A 13,042-nucleotide genomic window follows, 5' to 3' on the forward strand; every position below is an offset into this window, starting at 1 on the left:
TATCCTCTTTGTCGGACGCGTCATGTGTGTATAAGAGACAGTATCTATCCTGCGGTAGATCCGTTGGCCTCCAGCTCCCGTTTCTTGGCTCCGGAAATCGTTGGTGCAGAGCATTACAATGTAGCTCAAGGCGTTACTAAAATTTTGGCTCGCTACAACGAGCTTCAAGATATCATTGCAATCCTCGGTATGGATGAGCTGAGCGAGGAAGATAAAGCGATCGTTGGACGTGCTCGTCGTGTTCAGCGTTTCCTTTCCCAGGCTTTCCACGTTGCCGAGCAGTTTAACGGCATTCCTGGTAAATATGTGCCGGTTAAAGAAACCGTACGCAGCTTTAAAGAGATCCTGGAAGGCAAGCACGACCACCTTCCGGAAGCCGCTTTCCTGTTCGTAGGTACGATTGAAGAGGCAGTTGAAAAAGCAAAAACATTGTAAGCTGACGCTCCGTGATCGGCAGACCGAAACAGTGCTCTCAGTGGGACTGTGAGGTCTGCTGCGCGAGTTTTCTGCGGAAAACGGTGAGGAGGGATGGAAGTGAGCACCATTTTGTTGGAAATCGTAACGCCGGACCGCTTGGTTTACTCGGAGCAGGTGAACAGTGTTACGGTGCGTGGGGTCGAGGGAGAGCTGGGCATTTTGCCTGGTCATATTTCCTTCGTTACGCCGCTTCAAATAGCGCCAGTCTTTGTGAAGATCGGCAACGAGAGAACCCCGTTTGCGGTACAGGGCGGTTTCGTCGAAGTTCGCAAAGATAAGATTGTCATCCTGGCGGAAAGCGCAGAGAGAGCGGGAGAAATCGATCTGGAGCGTGCGGAAGCCGCGAAGGAAAGAGCAGAGACTCGCCTGCATGCGAAGGGAAGACAAGATGAAGTTGACCATCGTCGCGCGGAATTGGCTCTGCAAAGAGCGATGAACCGGATTAAAGTGACGCGGAACTAACAATACAGCTTGGCTGCAATCTTGCAGCCAAGCTGTTTTTGTTTACAGCATGGATAGGATTTCAGAGAAGCTGAATCCTGTTGCTGTGAATCGCAAGGAAAATTTCGATAAGCGGGGAAAACGCCGGCTGTTTTCTGGGAATCGCGTCGATTATAGTTAATTTTTTCATCGTTTAAAGGGTCAGAATAGTAGGATGAATTCGCTAAAGCAGCTCTCTAACGGTGTCATATGAAGCTCATGGAGCCTGCGATTCTATGAAATGTTGGGTATCCCAAATATCTAAGCCTTGCTTTTATAGAGTCGCAGCACAACATATAGCGTCTAAGAGAGAAAGGTCATTCCAAGAATTAACCATGCTGGAAGCTTTACCGGCCGCTAAGTTAGGGACCGGTAATTTTTTGTAATATAATAAGTATAAATAGGAGCATGGGGAATGAAACTATATCCATTCCTGGTGTTTCATTGGTTCATGATTGCGATAAGAACAGCTTTTTGGACTTCAGCTAATGGCGCGTTCCTGATCGTTTTTGGGCAATGTCGATAAATTTTATTATTTCCGAGGAAATGTCGTATAGAAAGTGCTGGATTCTTAGGCTCCAGCCAAGTATTATAGAAGAGTCGGTCCTGAATAGGGCTGACAAATTCACGAAGGAGGAGGGAGTATGAATCAGGATTTATCCAATTCAATCGGTGCCGTCGGTGTTAGCGGATTGATATCGATTGTTGTTTCACTGGTCTGTATCGCACTGGCTTGGTGGGCATTACAACAAGTAAAGCTGGATTTGGTTGTCCGTCATCCGAAAGGGCCGCAGGGAAAGCTGCTGCATTTGCTGCTGGCGGTGGTGCTTGGACGATTTGTTGCTGAATTCCTAATTGACTATATTACATGGAGTCAAATGATCCGATATATGTTTTAAACGCGAAAGACGGGCGTGGTACATAACGTGTTGGAACAGCTTGTTTTACAGACATGAGTTGTAGGATGGTTATGTGTTCGGCAATCTTTTACGTGTCTGTTTTAATTGCGGTATGAATGGTTATATCTCTGTTAGGTTGCTTCAGAAGAAGATGTCGAATAAACGCATTTTATTATGTTAACACTTAAATCAAGAAACTGATCGGGCGGACGCTATGACTTCCGGACTATAATGTTCACCCGGTAATTGTTGCGCATTGACAAGTGCTGGTCGGCCATGGTACCTTTCGTAGGTCCATACTGCGGATAACAGATGCTTCATAAGGTGGCATCATGGATTGTTCAATTCCTGATGTAGACACCGTATCAGATGTCATAAATAGTTCAAAAATCGCTTGTTTAGCGGAAAACACTAATGTTAAGATGAAAGTTAGGGAATTAGCAACACCTAATTACTAACACACGCAATCAGGAAAATTATGGACGCGGAGGGAAACCATGATGAGCAAATTTATCGTCCGCGGTGGCAAAAGACTGACCGGAAGCGTCAAAGTCAGCGGAGCAAAAAATTCAGTTCTTCCGATCATCGCTGCCTCTCTACTAGGGGAAGTTGGGGAAAGTGTTATTATTGACGCGCCTCCTCTTGACGATGTAATTACAATCAGCAAAGTATTGGAGTCGCTTGGTGCGGGCATTACATATCAGGATGAAGTGATACGTGTGAATGCAGAGCACATAACGACATGTGAAGCGCCTTATGAATGGGTGCGGAAGATGCGGGCGTCTTTTCTGGTCATGGGACCTTTATTGGCACGTTGTGGACGAACCCGGATTTCGCTTCCCGGGGGATGTGCTATCGGCACAAGACCCATCGATCAGCATCTAAAAGGATTTGAAGCTCTCGGGGCGGAAATCAGCCTCGGACAAGGATATATTGAAGCTAAGAGCAATGGCAGATTGCGCGGGGCAAAGGTCTATTTGGACGTTGCGAGCGTAGGTGCTACTGAAAATATTATGATGGCTGCCACATTGGCTGAAGGGACAACGGTTATCGAAAATGCGGCGAAAGAGCCGGAAATTGTCGATTTAGCGAATTACCTGAATGCGATGGGAGCCAAAGTTCGCGGTGCGGGCACGGGCGTGATCCGCATCGAAGGCGTTGAGAAGATGCATGGCGTGAAGCATAACGTGATTCCTGACCGGATCGAAGCAGGCACCTTTATGGCTGCCGCTGCGATTACCGGCGGGGACGTATACGTGGAAGGAGCCATCGCCGATCATCTCGGCCCTGTCATCTCCAAGATGGAGGAGATGGGGATCACCGTCGAGCCGGACGAGAACGGGATTCGCGTCATCGCTGACAAGCCGTTAAAGTCGGTGGATGTGAAAACCTTGCCTTACCCTGGATTCCCAACCGACATGCAATCGCAGATGATGGCGCTCTTGCTGGTGTCGGAAGGTACAAGTGTCGTGACCGAAACCGTATTTGAGAACCGCTTTATGCACGTGGACGAATTCCAATTGATGAATGCGGAGATCAAGGTGGAGGGACGTTCCGCCATCGTGACCGGCGGCGCGAAGCTGAAAGGAGCCAAAGTAACGGCAACGGATCTGCGTGCAGGGGCCGCCTTGATTTTAGCCGGTCTTGTCTCTGAGGGGACTACCGAAGTTGGCGGCGTTCAGCATATTGATCGCGGTTATGTTCATTTGGCGGAGAAGCTGTCCGGACTTGGCGCGGATATCTGGCGTATTTCGACGGAGGAACCGAGCACGGAGAAGGTTTCGAAGAAAGCGGCAACTGAAGCAGAGGACGCCAAACATTTTAAAGTGCAGCCAACCTGGGTATAACCGGGAGGCTGGATCTGTTCATTCAGAATAGATGCAATAAGTCATAGAAGGGGCTTTGCCGATGGAGGCAAGGCCTCTTCTTTTTTGGGTATGCCATCATCATTGCAGGTACTCCTCCTCCTCTTATGTTGGGATTCCGGATGAATAGGAGACTCTTTGCTAGCTTGCTTGTAGTCAGCCGTAGCGTTTCTTCATCCATATACTTTTCCCGTCTCTTAGAATAGTTCTATCAAATGCCCGTATCTCATAAGTATAAGTAGAGCGTGATGGAGCATGAACGAGAGCCTATACCAGGGGAAAAGGCACAGGAGGGAAACGCAATGAAAGATTCGAAGGTTCGTGTGAATGTGAGCACCGCAGGGAACAAACGAGCGGTCGATTCAAAAGACGTTCGGAAAGAAGGAAGTGCTGAGTCTTATCAGGTGCCGTCCGAAGGATCGGCGGCTCCCGTGTTGAAGTGGAAATTTCCTGAGGGGCTTGAGAAGAAAGGCGGGCTGACAGAAGAACAAAGCCGTCGTTCGATATCGGATACAGAGGACATGGAGGAAGGGCCGCGCGGGCACCGCGGCCCGGGGAGCAGGCCGGACGCCTTCGGCGAGTCCGGCCATGGCCCGCGGGCGGCACAGACGCCGCCGCCCGAACGCCCTGCCGGCGCGCCTGCGCATGGCGCCGGGCCAGACCCCGGCGGGCCGGCGGCCATGCCGCAGGGCCCGCACTCCGCGGCCGAGCCGCAGCGCTTCGCGCAAGCGGCGCCGGGCCGCGTGCCGCGCGGCGGCCGCACGTTCCGTGTGCGGCCTGCGCGCTGGGGGCGCCGCGGCTTTGCCGCGCGGCGCCCGGCCGCCGGGAAGCGGCGGGTGCGGGTGCACCCCGCCGTCTGGGCGGTGGCCGGGCTGCTGGCCTTGGCGCTGGCGCTGCCTCTGCTGGTGGTTGCCCCCGGCAACAACGCGCCAGAGCCGCTGCCCCCCGGGCCGGCCCCGCTGCCTTCCGCCGAGCCGCAGGCGGCGGAAGAGCCCACGGTATCCGTCTATGTAACCAAGACGGATACCGTGGAGGAGCTGCCGCTGGAACAATACCTCGTCGGCGTCCTGGCCGCCGAGATGCCGGCCGAGTTCCAGCTGGAGGCGCTCAAGGCCCAGGCCATCGCGGCACGAACCTATATCGTGCAGCGACTGGCGTCCGGCGACCGCAGCGGCGTGCCGGACGGCAAGGCCCTGGTGACCGACACGGTCAGTCACCAGGCTTATATTGCCCAAGACGAGCTGACGAAGGAATGGCGTCGGCTGGGGAAGGAAGCCGAGCTGGCGAAACTGCGGCAGGCCGTTAAGGAAACGGCGGGTGTGGTGATGACGTATGAAGGTAAGCCGATTACGGCTTCTTTTTTCTCCACCAGCAACGGGTATACCGAAAATTCAGAGGATTATTGGAAGAACGAGATTCCCTACCTGCGCAGCGTGGAGAGTCCATGGGATAAAAAGATTTCGCCCAAATACAAGACAACGGTCACGATGCCAAGGTCGGAGTTTATCGGGAAGCTTGGACTGGCGGATGGAGCCGTACCGGTATCGGCAGGCGGGGAAGGGGATTCTTCTTTTTTGAAAGTGCTCTCGTATACGCAAGGCCATCGCATTGAGAGCATACGGGTCGGCGGCAAAAAGTTCACCGGTCGCGAGGTGAGAGAGAAGCTGGGGCTCCGGTCCAGCCAATTCACCCTTCATATGAAAGACGGAGAGATTGAGATTACGACCTACGGCAACGGCCACGGAGTCGGCATGAGCCAATATGGAGCAGAGGGCATGGCCCGCGAGGGATATGAAGCGAAAGCGATCCTGGAGCACTATTATACGAATATTTCTTTTGACAAAACTTCAAATCTTCTCTCTTTAGTTGCCCCTTGATTCATTCCGTGATCAAAAGACGTCTTTTGAAACAACCTCTCAAAAAAATAATAGTGAGATAACGTATAAAAGAGTTGACCCCGGTAACAATGGTTACTGAGGTGATTGCAAATGAATGAACAGAACAAAAATAGTAAACCCCACGAAGAAACTCCTAAAACTGTGCAAGGAGATTCGGCGGTAACGTCATCTTCGTGGAAGAAAGCATTATCCAAACGGTGGGTGTTCCCGGCAGCATACTTAGCAGCAGCGGCAATTATACTAACCCTCGTGTGGGTCTACCAGGACGCCAGCCAAAAGACGCTGAACCCACAAGAGGAAGCAACAACCGTATCGGAATCGGTTCAAGGCTCGGAGAAGCCTGCTGCAACCGAAGGCAATGACGGAGAGGCTGTAGAAGTGACGGCTAATGCGCAAGCGATGATCTGGCCGGTAGCGGACGACGTGGCGGTGAGCATCGTCAAACCTTACTTTGACGAGACGAATCCGGAGACCCATCAAGAGGCGATGGTGCAATATAACGACACCTTCACGCCGAATCTGGGAATCGACTTGGCTGCCGCCGATGACACGATGTTCGAAGTTAGAGCCGCGCTTACGGGTAAAGTAACCCGGGTCGAGAATCATCCGGTCAACGGCAACGTCGTGGAGATTACATCCGGCGATACGAAAACCGTGTACCAAAGCTTGAACGAAGTGAAAGTGAAGGAAGGCGCTGAAGTGAAGCAGGGCGATTCCATCGCGACGGCCGGACGCAGCGAGCTTGAGAAGGATCTCGGCAACCACGTGCACTTTGAAGTGTATGAGGGCGGGAAACTGGTCAACCCTGTGAGCGTGCTTCCGCAAAAATAATTTCATTTCTTCGTCATATGCGCCCACCGCGCACTTGAAGAGGCAGGATCTTGGGATCCTGTCTTTTTTTTGCTGCGGGTTCGGATGGCAAGTCCAACCCTTGCTGCGCCTTGTTTTATGGAGCTGTTCTGCTTGTCCGCGATCGGCATGTCCAGAAAATAAATGGGTCCAAGTAAGCTTGTCAGCACTTGAAACCGCGAATATCCCGTCAGGCCCCTCATATAATGTACCAAACTATCCACACAGTAGGGAGGCGGGAGCGTGCACGATTACATCAAAGAGCGGACCATTAAGATCGGACGCTGTATCGTGGAAACGAGGCATACGGTTCGAACTATAGCCAAAGAATTTGGCGTGTCGAAGAGCACGGTGCATAAGGACTTAACCGAACGTCTGCCGGAGATCAACCCGGACCTGGCGGATCAGGTAAAGCACATTCTCGAATACCACAAATCCATCCGCCATCTGAGAGGCGGAGAAGCTACCAAGATCAAGTACAAAAAAACCGGCAGCAACCGTGAACCGGTGGCCACGGCAAAATCCTGATTTTTTAGGGCTTTGGTCGCTAGATTGGCGTTGAATCCCTCCCCTAAAGTATGATATGTTAAAAGCTGGTATAGGATCGAAATATGGGACCTGTTTTGCCGAAGATCATCATCGATTGCTAGATTATGTCGAAGGGTGGTACGGTACAGCGAACAGACTCTTTTACCATAAAATAACACTTTGGGGGCTTTTCATGATGTTGAGCAAGGATATTGGAATCGATCTCGGAACGGCGAACGTGCTCATTCACGTAAAGGGGAAGGGGGTAGTGTTAGACGAACCTTCCGTTGTCACTATTGAGACCGACACCAAACGAGTCCTTGCCGTCGGTGAGGAAGCACGGCGCATGGTCGGGCGTACTCCCGGCAACATTACGGCGATCCGCCCGCTGAGGGACGGGGTCATCGCCGACTTCGAAATTACGGAAGCGATGCTGAAGTACTTTATTGATCGCGTGGGCGCGCGCAGTTGGCACAGCCGGCCCCGAATCCTGATCTGTGCACCGACGAACATTACTTCGGTGGAGCAGAAAGCGATCCGGGAAGCGGCTGAGCGCAGCGGCGCAAGGGATGTGTTCCTGGAAGAAGAACCGAAGGCGGCGGCAATCGGCGCAGGAATGGATATTTTCCAACCGAGCGGTAACATGGTTGTGGACATCGGGGGCGGCACCACGGATGTGGCCGTCCTGTCCATGGGCGATGTGGTCACCGCTTCTTCGATTAAAATGGCAGGGGACAAGTTCGACGAGGCGATCACGAAGTACGTGAAGCATAAATATAAATTGCTGATCGGGGAACGGACGGCAGAAGATTTGAAGATGGCGATCGGAACGGTTCGCCCGGGCGGCAGACAAGCTGAGATGGACATTCGCGGACGCGATATGGTATCGGGATTGCCGTTTACCGTAACGGTGTCGTCAGAGGAAGTGCAGGAAGCTCTGTGGGATCCCGTGTCATCGATCGTGCTCGCAGCCAAATCCGTATTGGAGCGCACTCCGCCTGAGCTGTCGGCAGACATCATCGATCGCGGCGTTATTCTAACGGGCGGCGGCGCGCTGCTTCATGGATTGGACGAGCTGTTGACGGACGAGCTTCGGGTGCCGGTGCTTGTCGCTGAAGATCCGATGCACTGTGTGGTTAAAGGAACGGGAATTATGCTGGATAATTTGGACAAGGTCGTTAAGAAAAAGTTCTAACCTTCCGATATAGATGATAGGACAAGTTGAATATGGAGATGAACCGTAGCGTTTATCGACTAAGGTTCTTATGATTCGTTAATGGAAGGGAAGTGCCTTCATTGTTAAGAGGTCTATATACAGCCGCTTCAGGGATGATGACCCAGGAGCAGCGACATAATACGGTGACGCAGAACATCGCCAACGTTAACACGACAGGTTATAAGGCAACGAACAGCGTACAGCGCTCGTTCCCTGAAGTGCTGGTCTCCATGATCGGCGGCAACGAGTCGTCGAATGCGGGACGGAAGCTGGGTAAGTTCAACACGGGCGTATACGCCGAGGAGAGCATTTCGCTCTATACCGAAGGTGCGCTCCGGGAAACGAACAAGACAACGGACTTTGCGCTGGTATCCTCGTTTACGGTACAGAATCCGGCAACGGGCCAGGCTTATCCGTTTGATGCTTCGGGCAGATACGTGGATGAGAACGGCGAGGTGATTTACCGGCCGGAAGGATTTTTCACGGTTCAGAACGAGAACGGAGATGTCCGGTACACCCGCAACGGCAGCTTCCGGGTCAGCCCCGAAGGCAACCTGTTGAGCGAGAGCGGCTATCAGGTTCTGGATAACAATAACAGACCGATTGTATTGACAGGTCCGGCGAGTGACTTTACAGTGAATGAGCAAGGAGAAATCATGGACGCCGCTGGCAGAGGGACGGGCATCATTCTCGGCGTCAGCATCGTGAGCCAGCCTCATGGACTGATTCGAGAAGGGCATGGCGTGTTCCGCATGGCTGATCCGGACGGTGAAGTGCGTTTTATGACGCCGGCCGATAACGGAGTGGTCCGACAGGGATTCATCGAAGGGTCCAACGTGGATCCAACGCAGTCGATGGTGGAATTGACCGCTGCGCTGCGCGCGTATGAAACGAATCAGAAAATCGTTCAATATTACGACAGAACGCTGGAGAAGGCGGTCAATGAGATTGGCCGCGTCTAAGCTAACGTCTGTAAGCAGGTAGGCAGCACATTGCTGCCGAAATAATGGGAGCCCACGGGAGGTAAGTAATGAACAACTCGATGATAAGCGCCATGGTGTCGATGAATGCCCTCCAGCAGCGATTGGATGTCATTGCGGACAATATGGCAAACGTCAACACGGCTGGTTATAAGAAAAAGGAGGCATCCTTTGAGGATGTGCTGACACAGGTTCAGGGCCATCACAAGGATTTCGACCGAACGGGCCGTGCGACGCCGCTTGGCTATACACTCGGGTACGGCATGAGATTAACTTCCGTTGTGCCAAACATGGAGCAGGGCGCCATGAAGGAAACCGGCAACCCGCTCGATCTGATGATTGACGGGCAAGCCATGTTTGCGGTTCAGGGAGACGGCGCGATCGGATATACCCGCGAAGGCGGGTTCCATGTATCCCCGGACGCCCGTAATCCGAACAACCTGCTGCTGGTCAATTCACAAGGCTATCCTGTGCTTGACGTGAACGATAATCCGATTTCTCTTCCGGCCAAAGGGAAAGTTGCCATTAATGAGAGAGGCCAGATTATCGTGGAGACCCCAACGGGTGGCCGTACGGCTCCTTATGCCACCTTGAAGCTGGTTGAGCTTGAGCGTCCGGAGGGACTGGTCGCTGTAGGGGATAACCTGTTCGTCTTAGGGAATGGTTTAGCGGAAGGCGACGTATTCGATACGACGCCGCCTGCTCCGGGTGAGCCTCCTAAATCCAAGGTGCTGTCCGGATTTGTGGAACAATCCAACGTGAACCTGACCGATGAATTGACCAAGATGATGGAAGTTCAGCGGGCCTACCAGCTGACGGCACGCGCGCTTAGTTCCAGCGATACCATGATGAACCTTGCCAACACAATGCGAGGGTAGGTGGGCATCATGAGTGAATCAAACGCCAAAAAACGCTCCAAGACATCCGGATGGAAAATCGCCGTCCGTATCATGATTCCTGTATTGCTCGTACTGGCATTATTCGGGGGCATGGTCTTCGGATATGTTGTCCTGGGGGATCAGGAGCTTAGTGAAGTGTTTGAATGGGGCACATGGAAGCATGTTTTTGATTTGATTTTCGCACCGTGACGAAGGTCGGGGTGACATACAACGTCGTTGATAAGATGCCGAACTCCCTGCAAGGGAGTTTTCTTTTTTTAGGGTTAAACGGTATAATGGGATGGGACTTGCGTATTAACTTTGTCATTTCATGACAATGGACGGATGTATATAAAATAACCCCACAAAGTGGAGCCTATGCTGCGATGCTTATTCCAAATACTTTGCGGGGACCCCAAAAAACTTGTAAAAGGGCCCTCTCCTCGTACACGGAATGTCCGAAGGAGAAAGCCCCTTATCTGAAACCTTCACTTCTGCAGCGGTGAAGGATATCCATCATTTTTTCCGCAACTCCTTCTTTTTATGCAAATGATCCGAAATTCGTTAAAGAACCTCGAAGATGAAGCATGATACAACCATCAGCAATACCTTCCGCTGCTTGAGAAAGCGGCATAGCGGCGCAACTGGAACGAACTCCCCTTTTCAAACGCTATGCTTGGCGGGTACGTACATAAGGAGGATTTAATACTATGTTGAACATCAAACAGATCCAAGAGATTATTCCGCATCGTCCCCCGTTTTTGCTCGTCGATAAGATCGTGGAGATCGAGGATGGCAAACGGGCGGTCGGCATCAAGAACGTGACGATCAACGAACCGTTTTTTGTCGGGCATTTCCCTGAATATGCCGTTATGCCGGGAGTCCTGATTGTAGAAGCTTTGGCGCAAGTCGGCGCTGTGGCGATTCTCAACGTAGAGAGCAATCGGGGCAAGCTCGGCTTTTTGGCGGGCATTGACGGTTTCCGTTTCCGTGGACAAGTGGTACCGGGAGACACGCTGCGCTTGGAAGTCGAGATCATTCGCCTGAAGGGCATGATCGGCAAAGGGAAAGCGACCGCAACGGTGGATGGACGCGTAGTGGCCGAGGGAGAAATTATGTTTGCTCTCGCGGATAAGGAGTAATTTTCAGACTATTCTTGTTTGGATGAGGAAGGGAGACTTTTTTTCATGTCAGAGATGAGTCAGAGAACAATCGATACGGTACAGCGTTGGTTGAATGATCCTTATGTAGATGAGGAGACGAAACAGGAGCTGCGTTCACTCGAGCACGATGCCAAAGAGCTGGAGGAGCGGTTTTATCGTGATCTGGAATTTGGAACGGGCGGTCTGCGCGGCGTCATCGGTGCAGGCAGCAACCGGATGAATAAATATACGGTAGGTCGCGCAACGCAAGGCTTTGCGCAGTATATTCTGGAGGCTCACGGCGATGCGGAAGGCAAGCCTTCCGTTGTCATCGCCCATGATTCCCGGCATTTCTCGCCGGAGTTTGCGTTGGAGGCTGCTTTGGTTCTGGCCGGCAACGGGATTGTAGCCAAGCTGTATCCTTCCCTTCGTTCTACGCCGCAACTGTCATTCAGCGTGCGTCATTTGGGCGCTACCGGCGGGATTGTCATCACGGCAAGCCATAATCCGCCGGAATATAACGGCTATAAGGTGTACAACCGTGAAGGTGGCCAGCTAGTGCCGGACGAAGCGGAGAACGTGATTGCCCGGATTCAGGAGGTGGATTCTTTCTCCGCCGTGAAAAGGCTGTCGCAGGCGGATGCCGAGGCTCAGGGTCTGTTGGTTTGGCTGGGCGAAGCGGAGGATCAGGCTTTTGTGGATACGGTGACCGATGTCAGCGTGAATCGGGAGCTTATCGCGTCCAAGCTGGGCGAGGATTTCAAAATCGTATTCACGCCGCTGCATGGAACTGGGCAAGCCCCGGTCGAGCGGGTGCTTCGGAGCATCGGCTTTAAACATATCCATGTCGTTCCTGAACAAGCCCAGCCGGACGGCAATTTCTCCACCGTGAAATCTCCGAATCCGGAGGAACGGGAAGCGTTCACGCTTGCGATGAAGCTTGGCGAGGAAGTGGGAGCCGACATTTTGATCGGGACGGATCCGGACGCAGATCGCATGGGGGCCGTCGTGAAGAACGCTCAGGGCGAATACGTCGTGCTGACAGGCAATCAATCGGGCGCGATCATGATCCACTATTTGCTGGGTCAATTGAAGGAAGCGGGCAAGCTGCCTCATAACGGTGCCGTCATCAAGACCATCGTTACGAGCGAGATGGGAGCGGCGATTGCGGAGCATTATGGTGCCGGCGTGTTGAATACATTGACGGGCTTCAAGTACATTGGCGAGAAAATGACCCAGTTCGAGGAGTCCGGCAGCCATACGTATCTGTTCGGCTATGAGGAGAGTTACGGCTATTTGGCAGGCAACTATGCGCGCGATAAGGATGCCGTGCTGGCCTCGATGCTGATATGCGAAGCCGCCGCCTACTATAAAGGACAAGGCAAGACGCTGTACGATGTGCTGCAGGAGCTTTACGAGCAGTTCGGTTATTTCCTCGAGACGCTGGAATCCCGGACGCTTAAAGGCAAGGATGGCGTTGCCCAGATTCAAGCCAAGATGTCCGATTGGCGCGACAATCCGCCCCAGAAGGTCGGGGGCCAAACGGTTAAGCAGGTCCTTGACTATGCGGAGGGCTTGGACGGATTGCCGAAGGAAAACGTGTTAAAATATTTGCTTGAAGACGGTTCTTGGTTCTGCCTGAGACCTTCGGGCACCGAGCCGAAGATCAAAGTGTACTTTGCCGTGCGCGGCGAATCTCTCGCCGATGCGAAGGCCAAAATTCAATCGCTCTCGGATCAAGTCATGGCCCGGGTAGACGCTTAACCATAGATACATTTTAATGAGAGAAGAGAACGAAGGGGATTTACGATGGTTGCGCAAGGCATCAAA

The 13,042-nt window shown here is 52.6% G+C and carries 13 protein-coding genes; all 13 read left to right on the forward strand.

What is annotated here, in order from left to right; translation table 11 throughout:
* Positions 1 to 435, forward strand: a 435-nt coding sequence (locus RB298_RS12815; RefSeq protein ID WP_486047259.1) for an ATP synthase beta subunit C-terminal domain-containing protein, incomplete at its 5' end; no start/stop codon positions are given.
* 99 nt (positions 436 to 534) lie between these two features.
* On the forward strand, positions 535 to 939 hold the full coding sequence (locus RB298_RS12820; protein ID WP_015737745.1) for a F0F1 ATP synthase subunit epsilon: 405 nt from the start codon (positions 535 to 537) through the stop codon (positions 937 to 939).
* A gap of 662 nt (positions 940 to 1,601) precedes the next feature.
* Positions 1,602 to 1,856, forward strand: coding sequence for a DUF1146 family protein (locus RB298_RS12825; protein ID WP_009590551.1), 255 nt, complete (start codon positions 1,602 to 1,604; stop codon positions 1,854 to 1,856).
* 500 nt (positions 1,857 to 2,356) lie between these two features.
* Complete coding sequence (gene murA / locus RB298_RS12830) at positions 2,357 to 3,703, forward strand: UDP-N-acetylglucosamine 1-carboxyvinyltransferase (RefSeq protein WP_176502510.1); 1,347 nt, start codon at positions 2,357 to 2,359, stop codon at positions 3,701 to 3,703.
* A 320-nt stretch (positions 3,704 to 4,023) separates the two neighbouring features.
* On the forward strand, positions 4,024 to 5,598 hold the full coding sequence (spoIID, locus tag RB298_RS12835) for a stage II sporulation protein D (protein WP_486047260.1): 1,575 nt from the start codon (positions 4,024 to 4,026) through the stop codon (positions 5,596 to 5,598).
* A 111-nt stretch (positions 5,599 to 5,709) separates the two neighbouring features.
* Positions 5,710 to 6,450, forward strand: a complete 741-nt coding sequence (locus RB298_RS12840; RefSeq protein ID WP_015737742.1) for a M23 family metallopeptidase — start codon at positions 5,710 to 5,712, stop codon at positions 6,448 to 6,450.
* A gap of 261 nt (positions 6,451 to 6,711) precedes the next feature.
* Positions 6,712 to 6,996, forward strand: coding sequence for a sporulation transcriptional regulator SpoIIID (gene spoIIID / locus RB298_RS12845; RefSeq protein ID WP_009594246.1), 285 nt, complete (start codon positions 6,712 to 6,714; stop codon positions 6,994 to 6,996).
* 196 nt (positions 6,997 to 7,192) lie between these two features.
* Positions 7,193 to 8,191, forward strand: coding sequence for a rod shape-determining protein (mreB, locus tag RB298_RS12850; protein WP_036660372.1), 999 nt, complete (start codon positions 7,193 to 7,195; stop codon positions 8,189 to 8,191).
* Between the two features lie 101 nt (positions 8,192 to 8,292).
* Complete coding sequence (locus tag RB298_RS12855; protein ID WP_036660349.1) at positions 8,293 to 9,174, forward strand: flagellar hook-basal body protein; 882 nt, start codon at positions 8,293 to 8,295, stop codon at positions 9,172 to 9,174.
* 68 nt (positions 9,175 to 9,242) lie between these two features.
* Positions 9,243 to 10,070 (forward strand): flagellar hook-basal body protein, encoded by an 828-nt coding sequence (locus tag RB298_RS12860; RefSeq protein ID WP_486047261.1) that lies wholly within the window; start codon positions 9,243 to 9,245, stop codon positions 10,068 to 10,070.
* A 9-nt stretch (positions 10,071 to 10,079) separates the two neighbouring features.
* Positions 10,080 to 10,280: a DNA-directed RNA polymerase subunit beta gene (locus RB298_RS12865; protein WP_009594210.1), complete on the forward strand. Its 201-nt coding sequence runs from the start codon at positions 10,080 to 10,082 to the stop codon at positions 10,278 to 10,280.
* A gap of 500 nt (positions 10,281 to 10,780) precedes the next feature.
* A complete protein-coding gene (gene fabZ / locus RB298_RS12870) occupies positions 10,781 to 11,212 on the forward strand; it encodes a 3-hydroxyacyl-ACP dehydratase FabZ (protein ID WP_007133270.1) in 432 nt (143 codons plus the stop codon).
* Positions 11,213 to 11,257: 45 nt separating this feature from the next.
* Positions 11,258 to 12,976 (forward strand): phospho-sugar mutase, encoded by a 1,719-nt coding sequence (locus RB298_RS12875; protein WP_486047262.1) that lies wholly within the window; start codon positions 11,258 to 11,260, stop codon positions 12,974 to 12,976.
* The last annotated feature ends 66 nt before the right edge of the window (positions 12,977 to 13,042 follow it).

The sequence above is a fragment of the Priestia sp. BR_2 genome (assembly GCF_041954005.1).
GTDB lineage: Bacteria > Bacillota > Bacilli > Paenibacillales > Paenibacillaceae > Paenibacillus_AQ > Paenibacillus_AQ lautus_A.